16 protein-coding genes are annotated in these 19,874 nt (G+C 42.2%); 1 reads left to right on the top strand and 15 read right to left on the bottom strand.

Annotated features, from left to right (window positions below; genetic code table 11):
* Window positions 1–2: 2 nt before the first annotated feature.
* Together LI074_RS10615 and LI074_RS10610 are read right to left on the bottom strand one after the other, a co-directional pair.
* Window positions 3–674, bottom strand: coding sequence for an ABC transporter ATP-binding protein (locus LI074_RS10615; RefSeq protein WP_008703710.1), 672 nt, complete (start codon window positions 672–674; stop codon window positions 3–5).
* On the bottom strand, window positions 671–2,149 hold the full coding sequence (locus tag LI074_RS10610; RefSeq protein WP_020994015.1) for an efflux RND transporter periplasmic adaptor subunit: 1,479 nt from the start codon (window positions 2,147–2,149) through the stop codon (window positions 671–673). The genes LI074_RS10615 and LI074_RS10610 overlap by 4 nt, the downstream gene beginning before the upstream one ends.
* A gap of 283 nt (window positions 2,150–2,432) precedes the next feature.
* Between LI074_RS10610 and LI074_RS10605 the strand changes: the two genes are divergently transcribed.
* Window positions 2,433–3,644, top strand: coding sequence for a hypothetical protein (locus LI074_RS10605; RefSeq protein ID WP_025578890.1), 1,212 nt, complete (start codon window positions 2,433–2,435; stop codon window positions 3,642–3,644).
* 167 nt (window positions 3,645–3,811) lie between these two features.
* Here the strand turns inward: LI074_RS10605 and LI074_RS10600 are convergent, their stop codons facing one another.
* The 13 genes from LI074_RS10600 to LI074_RS10540 form a co-directional block, all read right to left on the bottom strand.
* Window positions 3,812–4,570 carry a sulfite exporter TauE/SafE family protein gene (locus tag LI074_RS10600; RefSeq protein WP_173698169.1) on the bottom strand — a complete coding sequence of 253 codons (759 nt, stop codon included), beginning with the start codon at window positions 4,568–4,570 and terminating at the stop codon, window positions 3,812–3,814.
* Window positions 4,571–4,572: 2 nt separating this feature from the next.
* Window positions 4,573–6,369: an aspartate--tRNA ligase gene (aspS, locus tag LI074_RS10595; protein ID WP_173698168.1), complete on the bottom strand. Its 1,797-nt coding sequence runs from the start codon at window positions 6,367–6,369 to the stop codon at window positions 4,573–4,575.
* Between the two features lie 53 nt (window positions 6,370–6,422).
* Window positions 6,423–7,679 (bottom strand): histidine--tRNA ligase, encoded by a 1,257-nt coding sequence (gene hisS / locus LI074_RS10590; protein ID WP_026648797.1) that lies wholly within the window; start codon window positions 7,677–7,679, stop codon window positions 6,423–6,425.
* Window positions 7,612–8,274: an HD-GYP domain-containing protein gene (locus tag LI074_RS10585; protein WP_022380377.1), complete on the bottom strand. Its 663-nt coding sequence runs from the start codon at window positions 8,272–8,274 to the stop codon at window positions 7,612–7,614. The genes hisS and LI074_RS10585 overlap by 68 nt, the downstream gene beginning before the upstream one ends.
* A gap of 17 nt (window positions 8,275–8,291) precedes the next feature.
* The gene (hemZ, locus tag LI074_RS10580) at window positions 8,292–9,827 is read right to left on the bottom strand and encodes a coproporphyrinogen dehydrogenase HemZ (protein WP_173698167.1); all 1,536 of its coding nucleotides are present in this window, start codon (window positions 9,825–9,827) and stop codon (window positions 8,292–8,294) included.
* Entirely contained in the window at window positions 9,799–10,428 is a 630-nt protein-coding gene (locus tag LI074_RS10575) for an MBL fold metallo-hydrolase (protein ID WP_022380375.1), read from the bottom strand. The genes hemZ and LI074_RS10575 overlap by 29 nt, the downstream gene beginning before the upstream one ends.
* Window positions 10,429–10,492: 64 nt before the next feature.
* Window positions 10,493–12,823, bottom strand: coding sequence for a RelA/SpoT family protein (locus tag LI074_RS10570; RefSeq protein ID WP_008703728.1), 2,331 nt, complete (start codon window positions 12,821–12,823; stop codon window positions 10,493–10,495).
* Window positions 12,824–12,860: 37 nt separating this feature from the next.
* Window positions 12,861–13,385 carry an adenine phosphoribosyltransferase gene (locus tag LI074_RS10565; protein WP_008703730.1) on the bottom strand — a complete coding sequence of 175 codons (525 nt, stop codon included), beginning with the start codon at window positions 13,383–13,385 and terminating at the stop codon, window positions 12,861–12,863.
* A 147-nt stretch (window positions 13,386–13,532) separates the two neighbouring features.
* Entirely contained in the window at window positions 13,533–15,245 is a 1,713-nt protein-coding gene (gene recJ, locus LI074_RS10560) for a single-stranded-DNA-specific exonuclease RecJ (RefSeq protein ID WP_173698166.1), read from the bottom strand.
* Window positions 15,246–15,326: 81 nt separating this feature from the next.
* The gene (gene secD / locus LI074_RS10555) at window positions 15,327–17,735 is read right to left on the bottom strand and encodes a protein translocase subunit SecD (protein WP_118610897.1); all 2,409 of its coding nucleotides are present in this window, start codon (window positions 17,733–17,735) and stop codon (window positions 15,327–15,329) included.
* Window positions 17,736–17,846: 111 nt separating this feature from the next.
* Window positions 17,847–19,214: a thioether cross-link-forming SCIFF peptide maturase gene (gene scfB / locus LI074_RS10550; RefSeq protein WP_008703733.1), complete on the bottom strand. Its 1,368-nt coding sequence runs from the start codon at window positions 19,212–19,214 to the stop codon at window positions 17,847–17,849.
* Window positions 19,215–19,294: 80 nt separating this feature from the next.
* The gene (gene scfA / locus LI074_RS10545; RefSeq protein WP_008703734.1) at window positions 19,295–19,435 is read right to left on the bottom strand and encodes a six-cysteine ranthipeptide SCIFF; all 141 of its coding nucleotides are present in this window, start codon (window positions 19,433–19,435) and stop codon (window positions 19,295–19,297) included.
* Window positions 19,436–19,508: 73 nt separating this feature from the next.
* Complete coding sequence (locus LI074_RS10540; protein WP_118610898.1) at window positions 19,509–19,859, bottom strand: TIGR04086 family membrane protein; 351 nt, start codon at window positions 19,857–19,859, stop codon at window positions 19,509–19,511.
* Between the last annotated feature and the right edge of the window lie 15 nt (window positions 19,860–19,874).

Below are 19,874 nucleotides of genomic sequence, written 5' to 3'. Positions count from 1 at the left end.
GATCACCTCTTTTCCTGAAGGATACCATCTTTGATCGTAACCACCCTCTTCGCATGTGCGGCAATATCCGCATCATGGGTGATCATCAATACAGATACCCCCTCATCATTCAGCCTCTGGAAAAGTTCCATAACCTGCGCACCTGATTTACTGTCAAGAGCACCTGTAGGTTCATCTGCAAGAAGAAGTTTCGGGTTATTGACGATCGCCCTGGCAATGGCAACCCTCTGCATCTGACCTCCTGAAAGCTGATTTGGCTTAAAATCCACTCTGTCCGCCAGGCCCACTCTGTCAAGTGCTTTCAGAGCGCGTTCTCTTCTCTCCTTCTTAGGTACCCTCGCATAATTTAATGGCATCTCAACATTTGCCAGAGCACTCTGCTTAGGGAGAAGATGAAAACTCTGAAAAACAAACCCTATCTTATTCAGCCGGATATCTGACATTTCATTCTCCGAACACGCCTTAATATCCACTCCATCCAGAAAAAAAGTCCCCTCTGTCTGCTTGTCCAGACATCCGATAATGTTCATCAGAGTAGTTTTTCCCGAACCAGATGGTCCCATAATTGCCACGTATTCTCCTTCTTCCATGGAGAAATTCACATCTTTTAATACCGGAACTTTCATTTTACCCTGCTGATATTCTTTATATATACCCTTTAATTCCAGTATCATTCGATCCCCTCCACGTCTTCACCTGCGCTCATACCAGGTGCCTCATCGATTGGTACAAGTTCCTCATTTGGATCAATCGAGTCATCCGAACTGTCATCTTCAGAACCCTCTTCCATATCTGGATCTGTATAGGCTTCCCCATCTGCGGAATCTGGCTGTTCATCATCCATATTTCCATGATCAGCATCCATATCTGTAATCCCGTCCGCGCCTCCGCTCATTGTCTGAGCCAGATCTCCGATCTCTGTTTTTTCGCCTTCTTCCAGAGCCGCTGTCGGGAATGCAATCGCATCTTTCTTTGTAAGGCCCTCAACAATCTTATATTCTCCAAGATCATCATCATGTTCTCCAAGTGTTACATAACGCTTCTCCAGTCTGTTCTTATCGCTGGCTGCCCATACATACGGTTCATTGGTATCTGTGTCCAGAATATAGTAATCACTGAGCCACAGACCGTCTTTTTTCTCATCCTGTCCGATGTCACGTTCTATGTACACATGCTGTCCAAGCATCAGATTCTCAGAGGAATCCAATTCCACATAAAAAGGATAAGAAGTAGACGTTGTCTGATCATCGGAACTGGTACTTGCCATACCCATATACATATCATTACTGCTGTCATCTGAAGTTCCATTATTCACATCTACGGATCCCATCGTTCCTTTCCATGTTTTACTGCTGTCTACTCTGGAACGGATGATCACTGCCTCTCCGGGTACAATAGAATCCCTGTTCTGTTCATTAACTTTACCTTTTACTCTGTAAGCACCTGTACTGAGAATTGTAATAAATGCAGAACTGTCCGAACTTCCGTCACCTGACGACATGCTACTGTCCATTGCACTGCTGTCATCCACAGAATCACCGTCGTCACTTGTCATTTTGGAAGTGTCAATTTTCTGTATCACACCATCTATTTCACTTCGAACCTCTGTATTCTGTGTTGCGCTCTGAAGTTTATCAATTTCAGACTGTTTACTCTTCTGACTATATTCATTCTTCTTGAGATTCATTTTGTTAGTCTCGATTTCAATGGTATAGGACAACTGATCTTCGGCCTTTGCTTTTTTCTTCTCCGCTTCCAGCGTAGCTATCTGTTCTGTCAGGCTGATCTGTTCATTTTTTAATCTGTCCAGATCCAGTTGCGCCTGCTTCAGATCATCCTCAATACTGCTGAGATCATATTCAAAAAGAAGCTGTCCGGCCTTTACCTCTTCTCCGGTCTTAACTTCCACTTCTTTTACTTTTCGTCCACTTTCTATTTTTACGTTTACAGTTTTCTGCGGTTCTACCACACCGGCAAACCGATTTACCGCTGTTGTTTCAGATCCGGTGATCACACTTACTTTTGACACATACACAATAGAATCACCGGTTCCACTCTGACCGTTTCCTTTAAAGTGATACCAGACACCGGTTCCGATACCACCTGCTGCGATCAGGATTCCCAAAACGATAATAATACGCTTCTTCATAAGTTGCCTCCTTGATATTATCACCTTGTTCAGGCTAACATCTATTATACACTACTGCTTTTTTATATCATTATTATTCACTTTCCTATCATAGCAGATTCTGCCTTAAAATAAAAGCATTGTAATCAAATGGCAACATTTTTCACAATTTTTTCACGTTTTTTTTATGAATTTCGTTCATCTTTTTCACTTTTTTGACAGTCAGTACAAAATCTGTTAAAATAAACAGAAAAGTAACTGTCAAACAGTTGCACAGAAAGCACTGTGAAAGGAAAGAACACGTATGAATATAAACAAACACCTGATTCTTCTTTTCTCTGTCTTATTTTTTCTTTTTGCTGTATCTGTAAGCAGCGGCTGTTTCCGCAAAAATGAGTCAGATGTAAAGAGTGTAGTCAGAAATGAACTGGATCAGTTAAAAAATCTCGATTCAGAAACTACGCAAAAATACATACCCTATACAGAGCTGTTCCCCGATGCCACAGAGAATACTGATTTAACTGATGAAATCAATGAAACCTTTTCTCTCTTTTTCCGGAAATTTAATTACAAAATTTCGGATGTCATCGTCGGCACAGCCAATCATTCTGCCACTGTTTCTGTCAAACTGACCACAATCGATTCCAAAGTTCTTGCCAGAGATTTTAAAGCAGAACTTCTCCGGACACAGATCACAGAGTCAGCCCAGGCACAAAAAGGAAATATCAAAGATTCTTCCAGATCTCTTGAGGCTCATTATCTGATCCTGAATCACCTTTTAAACACAAATGACTATGATACAGCTGAGACAGACTGTAACATACAGCTTGTCAATACAGGCAATGATAAAAAGGAAAAATGGAAGATCCAGCGTACCAATTCTCTGGAAGATGACCTTGTCGGCGGTCTTATAGCTGATCTGGCAGATCCGGATATCCTTTCACCGGAAGATACCCTGACCGTCTATCTTGACACTCTACAGAAACTGGATTTGAAAGAAATGACATCTTATCTGGGGGTAGTAAATATCATGAATACATCCGATACTGCAAAAAATTCCATTGCCTCAGCACTTGCCGAACAGATTCATAAAAATTTTAATTATGTCATTAAATCCAGCAGTGAAAATGGATACAATGCCACTGTTACAACTGAAATTACAACCTTTGACAGTGATTCGATCCTGGCTGATTATCAGGAAAAGCTTGATAAATATCTGGCTTCTGCTGACGCAGTTATCGATGGCTCCCAGAAACGATACGAGAAATCTTTCGAAATTCTTCTGAACAGCATCAATGATAATACCGTTACTACCGTCAATGATGTAGATTTTGTTCTAATCAATGATGGGGTATCCTGGAAACTTCAGGATGAGGGAAATACTTTGGGAAATGCTATTTTCGGTACTTTGACAGATTCTCCTCTCGAGACTTCTGATTCTGAGGATGAAAATATTTCTGCCGATACAGATAAGCAGACAGATGATAATACTTCTACTGAAAGCAGTTCCAATTAACGATTAGTCAATCGGATATTCGCAATCCGCTTCCGCTACTTGCTCATAACCAAATAACTGCTTCGCAGTTTGGTTAAACAACTAAAAAGGCCACCATATCACAGAAATGTTCCTTTCCCGAATCATTCTATGATATGGTGGTCTTTTTAACCTTTGTCTTATTCTTTTTACATCCCCGTTATAATTTTGATAAACAGTAAAACCAGAACGATCAGAATAATCGGTCTTACGATTTTATTTCCATTTTTCATTACCATTCCAGATCCTACATAATGCCCTGCAATGGAAAAAACAGAAGCTGCAAGTCCAAGATATATGACAATCTTTCCACTAAATAAAAAAACAACTAATGCCATTATATTAGAAGAAAGATTTGCAAGTTTCATAGTTCCGGAAGCTTTCGCTACGGGAAGTTTTGCTACTCCTGTATATAAAATAAGCAGAAACGTACCAGTTCCCGGCCCATAAAAGCCATCGTAGCAGCCAACAGCCAGAGAACACACCGCACACAAAATCCACTGTTTCTTTCTGGAAATCTCTACATTGCTGTTATCATCCAGATTTTTCTTCTTCATTACATAAAACGCAACAATAGGAAGTACTGTAATCAGCATCCATTTTAATATCTTATCACTGGCAAGAAGCGCAATATGAGCGCCTGCAAAAGAACCGACAAGAGCCATGGAAATACATGGCAGTGCAACTCCCCAGTCTACAAATTTATTCTTACATAAACGTGCTGTTGAAATCGCTGTCCCAGTTGCCGAGGATAATTTATTCGTTGCTATCGCATTGTGCATCGGAACCCCTGCAAGCAGATACGCAGGCAGGGAGATCAAACCACCCCCGCCTGCGATAGAATCAACTAATCCTGCAAGGAATACCAACGGGCATACAATCAAAAACGTCTGAATTGTAAGCTCCATCCTTATTCAGTTACTTCCTCAGGTCTGACTTCCAGTTCCAGTTCTTTTAACTGATCTTCACTTACACGACTTGGTGACTGTGTCATCAGGCAGGATGCATCTTTGACTTTCGGGAATGCAATGACATCACGAATACTGTCAACCTTAGCCATAAGCATTACCAGACGGTCAAGTCCGTATGCCAGTCCTGCGTGAGGCGGAACTCCGTATTTGAATGCATCCAGAAGGAATCCGAACTGTTCATGGGCCGCTTCTTTGGTGAATCCAAGTGCCTCAAACATTCTCTCCTGAATGTCATCCTGGTGGATTCTCACACTACCACCACCGATTTCATTACCATTTAATACGATATCGTATGCTTTTGCACGAACTTTTCCGGGATCTGTATCCAGAAGCGGAAGATCCTCTTCCATAAGCATGGTAAACGGATGATGCATTGCTGTGAAACGGTTCTCTTCTTCACTCCACTCAAGAAGCGGGAATTCTGTTACCCAAACAAAACGGTATTCATTCTTGTCAAGCAGATCCATCTGTTTTGCAAGTTCCAGACGAAGTGCACCAAGTACATCATAAACCAGTTTCTTCTTGTCTGCAGCGAACAGAAGCAGGTCACCGGCTTTACCATCCATAGCAGCTACCAGAGCATCCATCTCTTCATCTGTCATAAATTTGGCAAAAGAAGATTTTCTTGTGCCATCTTCAGCGATTGCAATGTATGCCAGACCTTTTGCACCGTAACCTTTGGCAAAGTCAACCAGTTTGTCGATTTTCTTACGAGGCATGGAGCCCTGTCCTTCTGCATTGATACCGCGGACACTGCCGCCGTTTTCCAGAGCAGAAGTAAATACACTGAAGCCACAGTTCTTAACAACATCGCTTACATCGTGCAGTTCCATTCCGAAACGCATATCCGGTTTATCTGAACCGAATCTGTCCATAGCTTCCTGCCATGTGATGCGCTGGATTGGGAGTTTTACATCAATATCAAGAACTTCTTTAAACAGATATGCAAGAAATCTCTCATTTACATCGATAACATCATCAACATCTACAAAAGAAAGTTCCATATCGATCTGTGTAAATTCCGGCTGTCTGTCAGCACGAAGGTCTTCATCGCGGAAGCATCTTGCTATCTGAATATAACGGTCATAACCAGAGCACATCAGAAGCTGTTTATACAGCTGCGGAGACTGTGGCAGACCATAGAAATGTCCCGGATGAACACGTGACGGTACCAGATAATCTCTTGCACCTTCCGGTGTACTCTTTCCAAGCATAGGTGTCTCAATTTCAAGAAAACCTTCTTTTGCAAAGAACTGCCTTGTGAGCATCATAACTTTGCTTTTAAGCATAATATTTTTCTGAAGATCAGGTCTTCTTAAATCCAGATAACGATATTTCAGGCGGATTTCATCTTTTGTCTTACAGTTTTCCTCGATTGGGAAAGGAGGTACTTCTGCCTCGGACAGCACGCGGAGAGATTTTACACGCAGTTCAATCTCACCTGTTGCAAGATTCTTATTGACAGCACCGCCTCTTTCTTCTACCACACCGGTAACTGCGATCACAAATTCACTTCTGAGTTTTCCCGCTTTTGCGAAACCTTCTTCATCAATGCTGCCATTCTCAAAGATCAGCTGCATGATACCTGAGCGGTCTCTTAAATCTACGAAAATAATTCCGCCTTTATCGCGAGCTTTCTGAACCCATCCCATAAGGACGACTTCTTTTCCGATCATTTCCTTTGTCACTTCTGCACATCGGCATGTTCTGTGCAGTCCCTGCATACTTTCAGCCATGTTTTTTTCCTCTTTTCATGCTTTTCTATATTAATTATAAAATTTAACGACCTTTACACTCTGTCTCTAAAGAATTCAACAAACTCTGTATAACCTTCTGCCGTCATCTGATCTTTCTGGAATTTCTTATTCTTCTTCATAATAGAAATATTGATCTGAGTTCCTGCATTACGCTCTTCCTGAGCCTGTTTCAGAATAGTCAGCATCTTATCAGCCGGCATGTTCTTCTCAATAAGATATGCTTTCTTTCCATTCTTTGTCGGAATTTCGTAATTTCTCTCAAGGAGAAGCATTACGATCCTCTCAAATCCAATGGAGAAACCACATGCGGATGTATTGTTTCCGGTAAATTTACCGATCATCTCATCGTAACGTCCGCCGCCGCCTACACTGCCGCCGAACTCATCCATAGAAATCTCAAAGATCGGACCTGTATAGTAGGACATTCCACGTACCAGAGTCGGATCAAAGGACATCCTGAAGTCTGCTGTTTTAACAGAATCCACAGTAGAAATAATAGTCTCAAGATCCTCGGCAACCTTAGGATCCAGAACATCTTTTAATTTCTCCTTGCAATAACGGACACCCTCAATGTCAGAAGTGATCTCTTTGAAAAGTCCAAGATAAGTATCAATGCTCTCTTTTGCAAATCCTTCCTTCTCCAGTTCTTCTGCAACACCTTCCAGACCAATCTTGTCCATCTTGTCCAGAATGATAAACACAGTGTCAAAGCTTTCCTGTGGGAATCCACTGTATTGCGCCATCGCTTTTAAGATTTTTCTGTCATTGATGCGAATCGTAAAGTTGTGGAAATCCAGCTTTCCAAGCAACGTTGTGGTAGCAAGAACCAGTTCGATCTCAGCCAGATAAGTAGGCTCACCCAGAATATCAATATCACACTGCATAAACTGACGGAAACGTCCTCTCTGCGGTCTGTCTGCTCTCCACACATTTCCCATCTGAAGTGCCTTAAAAGGAGCCGGAAGCTCATTTGCGTTGTTTGAATAATATCTGGAAAGCGGCACAGTCAGATCGTAGCGAAGTCCGGAGTCAACCAGATCACTTTCTTTCTCTGCTTCCGCAAGTTTCAGTTTCTCCCCACGTTTCAGGATCTTGAAAATAAGTTTCTCATTCTCTCCGCCCTGTTTACTGGAAAGATTTTCAATATGCTCCACACATGGTGTCTCTATAGATGAAAAGCCAAATGTTCCGTATGTTTCACGAATCATGTTCATCACATAATTACGGATTTCCATCTCTTTTGGTAAAATGTCCTTCATACCGGTTACCGGTTTCTTCTTTAATGCCATGTTGTCCTCCTCTTTTATAAAAATTCTGCCCGTCTCCATTATGAACCACTCTCTGAAACGCAAGAAAAACCTGCATATCAAAATTTTTTACTTCATCAATCATCAACTCCATAACTGAAGAAATATCAAATCCTCTTCTGTATGGTCTGTCAGAGATCAATGCTGCATATACATCGCAGACTCTGAGTATCCGGGCACCTATGGGTATGTCATCACCTGCTTTATTGGACGGATATCCACTGCCATCATAATTCTCATGATGGTACAGGATACTCTCCAATACAAAATCCGAATATCCCTGCCCTTTAAGTTCCTCATATCCCAATGTAGAATGCATCCGGACATACTTCAGTTCCTCGATCACCAGAGGATCCTGCTCCTGTCCGTTAATATAACTTGTCAGCTTCAGCTTTCCTATATCATGGAGCATTCCTGCTATTGCAAGCTCATAGCACTGTTCATGCGGCAGTCCCATCTCCTCTGCAACCGCATAAGCCAGATTACTTACCAGCATTCCATGATGCAGTTCAGAAGCAAGGTCAAATTCCAGGATCCTCTGCTGTGAACCTGCCGCTGTCTTTTGTACTGTGTCCAAAATGTTACCTCCACATCCTACAGCCAGGTAGCTATTGCTGTCCGTTTTCTCTCGATCATCTCATCAATGCGGGAAATATAATTAGAAACGTCTTTTACATTCTCCACACGTTCAATTCTCTGTCCATGGTCAAAGACCAGCTTGGAAGAACCGCCTGCCCCCAGTGCGATGATAGGCTGTTTTTCCTCCATAATCAGTATATTGTAAATTCCCGCTTTGTCAACCTTTGCATAGCCAACATTTTCAAAATTTCCCTTCATATTCTTCTGTCTGTACAGATAATAAGGACCCATTCCCATTTCATACGCAGTTTTCATGGTCAGATCCATAATTTCCTGATTATTCTCAAAAGACATTTCCTGATATTTCTCTTTAAAAATATTCAGCCTTGCTGCACGTTTCACTGCCAGTGAATGTACGGTAATACTGTCCGGTGCCAGTTCACGAACCTGTTCAAGAGTCCGCTCTACCATGTGAATATCCTCACCCGGAAGACCTACGATCAGATCCATGTTAATGTTATCGTATCCCAGCTCTCGTGCCAGATGAAACGCTTCTTTTGTCTGCTCCACAGTATGTCTGCGGCCGATAATATCCAGGGTTTCCTGATTCATAGTCTGTGGATTTACGGAAATTCTTGTTACCGGATACTCCCTGATCGCCATCAGCTTTTCACGTGTAATACTGTCCGGTCTGCCGGCTTCCACAGTAAACTCTGCCAGTCCTTCATAGCCAAAAGCTTCTCCCACTGTATCCAGGAGCTTACGGATCTGATGTGGAAGCAGTGTAGTCGGGGTACCGCCGCCAATATAGATGGTGTCCAGTTTTCTTCCCTTCATCATAAGAGCAGTCTCTCTTACCTCCCGGCAGAGAGCTTCCACATATTCATCTGTTCTCTTCTCCCACACTTTCAGCGGATAGGAGCTGAAGGAACAATACAGACAGATACTTGGGCAAAACGGGATTCCAATATAAAGGCTGTATCCATTTTCATAGTCAATATCCTTCAGAATCTCTCTTTCCCTGTTTGCAATAGTGATGGCAAGCGCTGTTTTCTGCGGACTTACCAGATATCTCTCACGCATCTCCCGGGCTGCTTCCGTATTTTTCATTCCGGATTCGATCATTCCCATTGCCAGTTTGGCAGGACGTATTCCTGTCAGATTTCCCCATGGAAGAGTTCTGCCCGTCAGTTTTACCAACAACTGATACAGAGCATATTTGATATTATCTTTATTCTCTTTTCTCAGAGCATGAGCATCCTGTATTCCACAGCCTGCATTCTCTTTAGAAAGTATGTCTGCGGAAATTACCCCTTTTTGCTCTGTTTCCTGTTTCGACAGATTCTCTGTCCTTTCGTATTTTATGATATAACTGTCATTATCCTGTTCCACACTGAAGCGGAGGTCATACTCTGCTTCAGCATTTTCATAAAGAGTATGTATCTCCGCTTCGGGATAAAACGCTTTGATCAGTTCATAAACATCATGTTCAAAATCTCTGTTCTCAAACAGAATGCCTATTTTACACAAATGGATTATACCTCTTTTCATAACCAATAGTGGTAGACGCATCATGTCCGGGGAAAACCTCGGTCTCTTCAGGAAGCGAATCTACCAGTTTATGGAGACTTCTCACGATTTCTGCTGTACTTCCACCCGGAAAATCCGTTCTTCCAACAGAGCCATAGAACACTGTATCACCGCTGAACAATACACCTTCATCTTTCAGATAATAACAGCAGCTTCCTTTGGTATGTCCCGGTGTATGGATCATCTGAACGGAAAATCCCGCCAGTCTGATAACATCCAGATCCTCCAGAAATACATCCGGCACAATAGAACATCCCTGTCCATAATGTACAGTCATATTGATCGAAGGTTCGCGGAGCATCTCCTCTTCCTGACGACAGGCATAAATCGGAATATTATATTTCTCCTTTACTGCCTGTGCAGCCAGAATGTGGTCAAAATGTCCATGGGTAAGAAGAATCGCCACCGGTTTTCCATTCATCCGGGAAATCTTCATTTCAATCTTCTCCGGACAATCTGCGGGATCAACAATGATCAGTTCTCCGGTTTCTTTATTCTTAAGGAGATAGCAATTTGTATATACAGGTCCTAATATACATTTCTGTAATTCTAAATTCTTCATGTTATTCCTTTCTGTCAATCTGCAGCAGTTCCATAAAATAATGTTTCAGCAGATTTTTCCATGATCAGCCTGTAGTTCTCTCTACGTCAATGACACTCTCTACCTGACGGATCTTCTCGATCAGGGAACGCAGTTCCTCTTTGCTTCCAATCTCAAAACTCATGGAAATAGTCGCCTTCTCCTGCTTGCTTGTACGGCTGTTGATACTTCGCAGGTCGATCTTACGTTCTGTAAATATTTTAGAAAGATCCACAAGAAGCCCTGTACGGTTATTTGCATAAACCTGAATCTCAGCCATATACTTCTCTTTTTCCTTGGTATCAGGCTGCTGCCACTCTGCCTCGATCAGTCGTGTCCTGTCTGTCTCAGACATATTCAGCACATTGACACAATCTGTACGATGAATTGTGATTCCACGTCCTCTTGTAACAAAGCCTACAATCTCATCACCCGGGATTGGATTACAGCACTTGGAAAAACGGACTGCCACATCATGGATTCCTTTTACCACAATGCCGCTCTTGCTCTTGGCAATGTGAAGCTTCTCCTGTGTCTCAGAAGCAGCCTCAAGAACCTGCTCATCTGTCAGATTCTTCTTATTTTCCTTATCATAAGCCTCTACCAGCTTATTGAAAACCTGACCTTCTTTCAATCCGCCATGACCAATTGCAGCAAGTACTGAATCCCAGTCCCTGAAACCATATTTACGCAAAACAGCCTCCAGATACTGGGTTTTTGTATAATTTGCAATCTTAAATCCCTTTGCGCGCGCATACTGCGCAAGCATCTCCTTACCCTTAAGAATATTATCTTCTTTTAATTCCTTCTTGAACCACTGGTTAATCTTGTTCTTTGCCTGAGTACTCTTAACCAGTTTCAGCCAGTCGCGGCTTGGTCCCTGAGAATTCTGGGAAGTAATGATCTCAATACGGTCACCGTTTTTGATCTCATATTCAATAGGAACCAGCTTACCGTTAACTCTGGCACCTACCATCTTATTTCCGACTGCACTGTGAACACTGTATGCAAAATCCACCGGTGTAGAACCACTTGGAAGTGTTTTAACATCTCCCTGTGGAGTAAAACAGTAAACACTGTCCGCAAAAAGATCCAGGTCATTCTTCAGAAGACTCATGAATTCTTTGTTATCAGACATGTCTCTCTGCCATTCCAGAATCTGACGCAGCCAGTTCAGTTTCTCTTCCTCACTCTTACCTACAGGAGCTTTTCCGTCAGACGACTCCTTATATTTCCAGTGTGCAGCGATACCATATTCTGCAGTTCTGTGCATTTCATAAGTACGAATCTGGATTTCAAAGGGCTGTCCGTTAGGTCCGATCAATGTGGTATGCAATGACTGATACATATTGGGTTTCGGCATGGCAATATAATCTTTAAACCTTCCCGGAATCGGCTTATACATCTCATGGATCACACCAAGGGCAGCATAACAATCCTTCACTGTATCTACAAGAATACGGACAGCAAATAAATCATAAATCTGATCAATAGTCTTATCCTGATTTACCATCTTCTTGTAGATGCTGAAAAAGTGTTTTACACGTCCGTCCACCTGCGCCTTAATATTGGCATCATCCATATGTTTCTTAACTTCTTTTACAATCGCACCTACAAACTGTTCTCTCTCGCTTTTACGCAGGGCAACCTTATGCACCAGGTCATAATATACATCCGGCTTAAGGTATTTCAGCGACAGGTCATCCAGCTCTACCTTTATCTTGGAAATACCCAGACGCATGGCAATAGGAGCATAAATATCCATGGTCTCTCTGGCCTTTTCCTGCTGCTTTTCAGGACGCATATACTGTAAGGTACGCATATTATGAAGACGGTCTGCAAGCTTGATCAGAATAACTCTGATATCCTTAGCCATGGCAAGAAACATCTTTCTGAGGTTCTCTGCCTGAACTTCTACTTTATCCGCAGAATAAGATAACTGTCCCAGCTTGGTAACACCATCCACAAGAAGTGCAACCTCTGAACCAAATTCCTTCTCCACTTCCTCATAGGTCATCCAGGTATCTTCAACTGCATCATGAAGAAGACCTGCAACTATCGTTTCTTTGTCAAGTTCCAGATCTGCCAGAATGATGGCAACACACAAAGGATGAATGATATATGGCTCTCCGGACTTTCTCTTCTGTCCTTCATGAGCTTCACTTGCAACCTTATATGCCTTCTCTATCATGGAAATATCTGTTGATGGATGATACTTCAGAACACTGTTTATCAGTTCTTTATAAAGCACCTCCGGACTTGTAAAATCATGCATGGTCTTTACTGCCGCATCTGCTCTCTTTACAGATTCCAGCTTCTCTTTTTCAACCTGCATTTCATCTTTTTTTGCTTCTGTACTTTTTGTTATCTCTGTCATATGCTCCCACCTGCCTGTCCTGCACAATCAGCTGTGCTTATTTACCATCATAACAAATTACGGACGCTACATCATACCCATTCAGTCTTTCGCGTCCCTTTAAACCTGCAAGTTCCATGAGAAATACAACCTTGACAACCTCACCGCCAAGCTGTTCCACCAGCTTGATCGCTGCTTCGATCGTACCGCCTGTTGCGATCAGATCATCAACGATAACCACTTTCTGACCTGGTTTTATGGAATCTTTATGCATTTCAATCTCTGCACTGCCATATTCCAGATCATAGCTTACAGATACTGTTTCGCGGGGAAGTTTGCCTTTTTTACGAATCGGTACAAATGGTTTATGAAGATTATATGCGATCGGTACACCAAAGATAAAGCCTCTGGACTCTGTTCCTGCAATCACGTCCACATCTATATCCTTAAGACAGTCCTGCATGGAGTCGATTGCCAACTGCAGGCCATCCGCATCCTGCAGAACACTTGTAATATCTCTGAAAATAATCCCCGGTTCAGGAAAATCCGGTATACTTAATACATAATCTTCAATTTTCTTCATTTTATTTCTCCTCCAGTGTGTGTTATATTGCTGTTCGCTCATAAATATTTTATAGTATATCACCTTTTTATTTCAGAATCAAGTTACTGTTAAGCCCTGACATTTGTATTTCCAGGCTTACCGGCGGTTACAAAACAGGCGGTAATATTAACAGTAATTCTGAATAATAATCTGAAGACTCTCTCGTCCCCTGAATCTGTTGATCTCCGGATAATAAGTAACAGAAATACTGTCTTTTTCCCTGATAAAGTTCACAAAATCCTCTGCTTCTCCGAAATAAATGCCTTCCACTGAAATCCCCTGCGGATCGAGAAGTTTTAGTTTTACTACATTTTTATTTTTCCCGATAATACTGTAATCAAGCACTCTGAGATTTTTCTGTGCAAAGACCGGTTTTGTATTCCCTTTTCCAAAGGGTTCCAGAAGCGAAATCTGTTCTACCAGTTCTTTTGTAATATAAGACACAGGCATCGGCACATCAATCACGATCTTAGGACGCAATTCTTCGTCCGTCAACGTACAGTTGACATTGAGGCGTCTCCGGAATTCTTCTATATTTTTTTCTTCTATAGAAAGACCTGCTGCCATCGGATGACCTCCAAACTGTATCATCAGGTCTGCACATTTTACCAGTTCTTCATACATAGAGTAACTTTCTATTGATCTTCCGCTTCCTTTTGCACTTGCCTCACCGCCCGTCAATACAAAGGCAGGCCTGTGATATTTTTCCCTGATCCTGCCTGCTATAATACCGGCAAGACTTTCATGACAATCCGGAAGATAAACTACCAGTACTCTGTCATTTTTCAGCTCTGTAGTCTCTATGATCCGGATTGCCTCTTCTTTTCCTTTCTCAGTGAGAGCTTTTCGGCTCTGATTAAGAGCTGTAAGATCTCCGGCAAGCCTTGCTGCTTCTTCCTTTGTTTTTGCATTGAGAAGTGCAAGAGAACGGGCAGCTGTATCCAGTCTGCCACTGGCATTGATACATGGTCCCAGCACAAATCCGATATGATAAGCTGTGATTTTAGCATCTTCCAGAGAATTTGCACGGATCAGTTCCTGCAATCCTTGATTTTTGGTATTTTTCAGACGGCACAGCCCTTCTTTTACCAGAATCCTGTTCTCTCCCTGAAGATCCATAACATCTCCTACTGTTGCAATAGCCGCCAGTTCATAATAATCTTCCAGCTCCTCTGCCGGAACACCAAATCTCTCGTAAAGTGCTGCAATATATTTAAAGGCCACCACTGCCCCACACAGGTTTTTATTCGGGTATGGACAATCATATTGTTTCGGATTCAAAATCGCATCTGCCGGAGGAAGCACCATCTGGCGTTCTCCCTTTTCCTCCCTGTAAGGAACCTCGTGATGATCTGTAATAATCACTGTCATTCCCTTATCCTTTGCCATCTGGATTTCAGCAGCCGCAGCAATTCCATTATCACAGGTCACGATTGTATCGATCCGGTCCGTTTCCGCTCTTTCTATAAGATGTGCATGAATCCCATATCCGTCTGCAACTCTGTCCGGAATATAAGTATCCACATCTGCTCCGATTCTCGCAAGGCCTTTCATTAAAATGTATGTAGAGGTCACACCATCAATATCATAATCACCAATAATACGGACTTTTGCTTTCTGCGATATTTTTTTCTCCAGGATATCTACAGCTTTTTCCATATCCTTCATCAGCCAGGGAGAAGGAAGCTCTTGTACTGTTCCTGACAGATACTCTCTTATCTTATCTTCTCCGATCACATCTCTGTTCCTGATCAGTCTCGCAATCACCGGATCAATATGAAACTGTTGACCGATCTGGTTAAAATCTGCTCTTTTTGCTGCTATTACCCATTTCTCCATATATTTTCTCTCCTCATAAAAATATCCCGGAGTTTTACCCCGGGATATTTCTGTCTGCCTGTTTTTCAGACACTTATTGTTTTATTCAGCATCATCATTCTGCTGTTTTTTAGCTGCTTCTTCGGCAGCCAGACGTTCAGCTACTCTTTTTCTGTTTTTCTTCTTTGGCTGAGTCGGATCTTTCTGTGATACATCACGTGCTTTCTTCGGCTTTGAAGAGGACTTTGCAGATGCGGAAGCTGCAGCAATTGCCGGCTGTCCTTTTCCTGCAAATTTCTTTTTCATCACATACCACAACGCACCTGTAATACATACAGAAGAATATGCACCGACAAGAACACCAACCATCAGAGGTGCTGCAAATTCACGGATAGAAGAAACACCCATGATATAAAGAACAGCTACCATAACAAAAGTTGTAAAAGAGGTATAAATACTTCTTGTAAGAGTCTGGGTGATACTTGTGTTTACAATTTCTGCCAGTTTTTCTCTGGAACCACTGTGAAGGTTCTCACGTATACGGTCAAAAATAACGATTGTAGCATTGATAGAATAACCTACGATCGTAAGCATGCAGGCAATAAATGTATTACCGACAGATACTCTGGCAATAGCATAGAATGCAAGTACAACCAGAACATCATGCAGAAGCGCCAATACCGCACTGCTTGCAAAACGGATGTCTTTAAATCTGAACCAGATATAAAGAAGCATACAGATTGTAGCTACTATAACGGCTACGATCGCATCACGACGCATTTCACTACTTACTGTAGAAGAAATACTTTCTGTGGAAATCGTGCTGTCATCTACACCAAATTTCTCGACCAGTGCACTCTGCAGAGCTTCACGTTCGCTCTGATTCAGAGAACGTGTCTTAATCACAACCTGATTTGTTCCGACTACCTTTGTAGGCTGAACATTTTTATCTCCTGTCACCTCTTCTACAACAGGAGTTACTTCAGAATCAATGGTCTTAATATCCATATCTTCGTTAAATGTAACAGTTGTAGAAGTACCGCCTGAGAACTCAAGGCTGTAATTTAACGCTTTGTTTCCTGCATGCGAATTAGCAAACATCGCTGCCGGACCGCAGAGGATCAGGATAATGGAAATAGCAAAAAATACTTTCTTCTTTCCAAGGAAATCAACTGCCTTACGTTCTTTTGCAGATCCGTAGAATTTCGGATCACGTACACCAACTGCATAAAGTGCATTTACAATCAGTCTGGATACAACCAGTGCTGTAAACATGGAGATCACGATACCAAGGGCAAGTGTATAAGCAAATCCCTTAACAGTACCTGAACCAAGCCACATCAGCACAAAGGCTGCGATCAGTGTTGTAATATTTCCATCAAAGATTGCAGAGAAAGCTTTGCTGAAACCGGACTTAATAGAATTCCTTACTGAAACTCCTGCACCAATTTCCTCTCTGATTCGGGCATAAATAATAACATTGGCATCCACCGCCATACCGATACCAAGGATAATACCCGCAATACCCGGAAGAGTAAGAGTAATATCAAAGGCATTCAGCGTGATCAGCATTAATGATGTATAAAGAATCAGTGCAATACCTGCAACTATACCAGGTATGCGGTATGCAATGATCATAAAGATAATAACGATGATCAGACCGATCGCACCTGCAAGAACACTTGTAGAGATTGCTTCTTCACCAAGCTGTGCAGCTACAACACTGGAACGAAGTTCTTCCAGTTCCAGTCCCAGAGAACCGATACGGATATAAGAAGCAAGGTTCTGTGCTTCTTCCAGGTCAGACATTCCGCTGATCTGTGCTTTTCCGCCGGAAATCTCTTCATTTACATTCGGAGCACTGATAATGTTATTGTCATAGACGATAGCGATCTGCTTGCCTACATTATTCTTTGTAGCTTCTGCAAATTTTGTTTTACCACTGTTTTCTCCATCAGAAGTAAGAGTAAGACTTACCACATATTCCTTTGCACTTGTGTTCTGATTCTGGATCGCACCACCCTGGGCATCTGCTACATCAGAACCTTCCAGAACAACACTTCCGGATTCCTTGATCTCATCCATAGTTCTGGAGAGAACATATCCATCCTGTCCTGTAGTAAAGTTCTGGTTTCCGTCAGCATCTTCTTTTGTGATGAAATACAGGGAACCTGGTTTACCCAGATCATTCAGAATAGTATCTGCATCTGTAACACCAGGAATTTCAACTGTAATACGGTCTGATCCTTCCTGGTATACCTGAGCCTCAGTACTGTACTGCTCTACACGCTTCTGAAGCTTGTAGATCGTATCTGACATCTCTTCGCTTGTCGGATTGCTCTCCTTAGCCTGGTAGGTAATGCTGACACCACCGGCAAGATCAAGACCCGTGTTGATATGTTTTGCTGCACCGGTTCCGGTAGGACCGATACCTACGGCTGCAGTAAAGCAAAAGAACACAGTCAGGATCAGTGTCAGAAGCAGCACTACGATTCCTTTACTTTTCTTCATAGTTCTTTTCCCTTCTTGATTTTTTGTCCGCGGTCATGTTCATCCGCCTGCCAGCCATTTTCTGTTATGATAACAGCCGACGGCGGTATCAGTCAGACAGATTACTGCCCACTAATCACATGCCAGTGCGGCTTTTATCATGATGGCGCACTCCACACGTTTTCTCTGGAGTTCGCATCCGATTTCATAATTGCCTTTGATATCTCCCTGGAAATGGAATGCATTTGCCGCACATCCGCCACTACAGTAGAAACGTGCGAAGCAGTCTTTGCAGTCTTTCTTTGTGTAAACGTTGCATCCGCCGAATTCCTTCTGGATTTCCGGCTTTGTGATGCCTTCATCTACATTTCCCATGAGATACTGTTCTTCACCAACAAACTGGTGACATGGGTAAAAATCACCCCAGGGTGTTACAGCCAGGTACTCTGTTCCTGAACCGCAGCCTGACAGTCTCTTGTATACACAAGGGCCACCTGTAAGGTCGATCATAAAATGGAAGAAGTTAAATCCTTTTCCCTCTTTCTCTCTTTTAATCATTTCTTTTGCAAGAGTATCATACTCTTCCATGATCTGGGGGATATCCTCCTCGCGGATCGCATATTCCTCCGTATCAGCCGCAACTACAGGCTCTACAGAAATCTGTTTGAATCCAAGATCTGCCAGATGAAGCACATCCTTGGAGAAATCAAGATTATGGTGAGTAAAAGTACCTCTTACATAATACTTGTCCTGATTTCTGGATTCTGCAAACTTCTGGAACTTCGGCATGATCAGGTCATAGCTTCCTGCACCTTTTCTGAATGGACGCATGTAATCATGTACTTCCTTACGTCCGTCCACACTCAGTACAACGTTGCCCATCTCTTTATTGCAGAATTCCATTACTTCATCATTCAGAAGAACTCCGTTTGTTGTTAAAGTGAAACGGAATTTCTTATTGTGAAGCTTTTCCTGCTCTCTGCCATATTTTACCAGATCTTTTACAACCTGCCAGTTCATCAGCGGCTCGCCGCCAAAGAAATCTACTTCCAGGTTTTTTCTGGAACCGGAGTTCGCGATCAGGAAATCAAGAGCTTTTTTGCCGACTTCATAAGACATAAGAGCTCTTCTGCCATGATATTCGCCTTCTTCGGCAAAACAATAACGGCAGGCCAGATTGCAGTCATGAGCAATGTGCAGGCACAATGCTTTTACAACGGTCTGCCGGTTATTTGAAAATTCTTCAATTACATTCTCATAAACATCTTTTGTAAAAAGCATTCCATCTTCTTTCAGCTTATTACATTCTCTTACAGATGTCTCAATATCTTCTCTGTTATATTTGTTTTCCAGTTTCTCTGCAATAGCTTCTGTGCCAAGGCCCTCTTCCAGATATGGAAGAACCTCATATGTAACCTCATCTACCAGATGGATGCATCCACTGTTGATATCCAGTACAATATTAAAGCCATTGCTTTTATAACGGTGAATCAGACTCATTTTACTAAAATCCTTTCTAAGCGTAAGATAAGCAGCGGAATAAAAGTTCCGCTGCTTATCTCATTTCTCCATAGCTGATCTTATTTCTGCTCGCAGCTCTGGTTTCCTACTGTACAGGAAGTTTTACATGCGGACTGGCAGGAAGTCTGGCACTCGCCACATCCACCTTTTTTTACAGTGTTCTGTAAATTCTTTGTATTCAGGGTTTTGATATGTTCCATAACTCTATCCTCCTTATGTAATTATATTCTTGGCATAGTATATCATATATCTTTTCATTTTAAAAGCTTTTTTTTACGACAGCATTCCACCCAGTGTTCCACCGCCTGTGCACATAAAAAATGTTGTAACTGCATGCGCTGCACTCATATCCCAGCCGCCTTTTGCCATAACAGAGACAGTCAACAGTAATACATAGTAAGCCAGACCTGTGATAACACCCCAGAGATATTTGTCTTTACGCACAATTCTGCCTGCCATAAAGCCTCCCATGAAACATGCAAGTACATAAATTATAATAATCCCCGCATCTACAGCTGTTTCTCCCAGATCAAAAGCAAACAGTACCAGGGCCAAAAGCAGTAATGCCACTCCTGTTAATGCATATGCAAATAATAGTGATTTCAAAATTGCTCTGACTTTCATTGCTCCCCCTCCTGT

Origin of the sequence: Blautia sp. MSK18_10, from assembly GCF_020553185.1 — a bacterium.
Classification (GTDB): domain Bacteria; phylum Bacillota; class Clostridia; order Lachnospirales; family Lachnospiraceae; genus Blautia_A; species Blautia_A wexlerae.
This window is presented reverse-complemented; position numbering and strand designations above follow the sequence as displayed.

Bases quoted from the DNA above. Each gene is read 5' to 3' on its own strand.
- LI074_RS10615 (WP_008703710.1), bottom strand. From the start codon at position 674: ATGATACTGGAATTAAAGGGTATATATAAAGAATATCAGCAGGGTAAA.
- scfA (WP_008703734.1), bottom strand. From the start codon at position 19,435: ATGGAACATATCAAAACCCTGAATACAAAGAATTTACAGAACACTGTA.
- secD (WP_118610897.1), bottom strand. From the start codon at position 17,735: ATGAAGAAAAGTAAAGGAATCGTAGTGCTGCTTCTGACACTGATCCTG.
- aspS (WP_173698168.1), bottom strand. From the start codon at position 6,369: ATGGCTGAAAGTATGCAGGGACTGCACAGAACATGCCGATGTGCAGAA.
- LI074_RS10575 (WP_022380375.1), bottom strand. From the start codon at position 10,428: ATGAAGAATTTAGAATTACAGAAATGTATATTAGGACCTGTATATACA.
- hisS (WP_026648797.1), bottom strand. From the start codon at position 7,679: ATGGCATTAAAGAAGAAACCGGTAACCGGTATGAAGGACATTTTACCA.
- LI074_RS10565 (WP_008703730.1), bottom strand. From the start codon at position 13,385: ATGAAGAAAATTGAAGATTATGTATTAAGTATACCGGATTTTCCTGAA.
- LI074_RS10610 (WP_020994015.1), bottom strand. From the start codon at position 2,149: ATGAAGAAGCGTATTATTATCGTTTTGGGAATCCTGATCGCAGCAGGT.
- hemZ (WP_173698167.1), bottom strand. From the start codon at position 9,827: ATGAAAAGAGGTATAATCCATTTGTGTAAAATAGGCATTCTGTTTGAG.
- LI074_RS10605 (WP_025578890.1), top strand. From the start codon at position 2,433: ATGAATATAAACAAACACCTGATTCTTCTTTTCTCTGTCTTATTTTTT.
- recJ (WP_173698166.1), bottom strand. From the start codon at position 15,245: ATGGAGAAATGGGTAATAGCAGCAAAAAGAGCAGATTTTAACCAGATC.
- scfB (WP_008703733.1), bottom strand. From the start codon at position 19,214: ATGAGTCTGATTCACCGTTATAAAAGCAATGGCTTTAATATTGTACTG.
- LI074_RS10540 (WP_118610898.1), bottom strand. From the start codon at position 19,859: ATGAAAGTCAGAGCAATTTTGAAATCACTATTATTTGCATATGCATTA.
- LI074_RS10570 (WP_008703728.1), bottom strand. From the start codon at position 12,823: ATGACAGAGATAACAAAAAGTACAGAAGCAAAAAAAGATGAAATGCAG.
- LI074_RS10600 (WP_173698169.1), bottom strand. From the start codon at position 4,570: ATGGAGCTTACAATTCAGACGTTTTTGATTGTATGCCCGTTGGTATTC.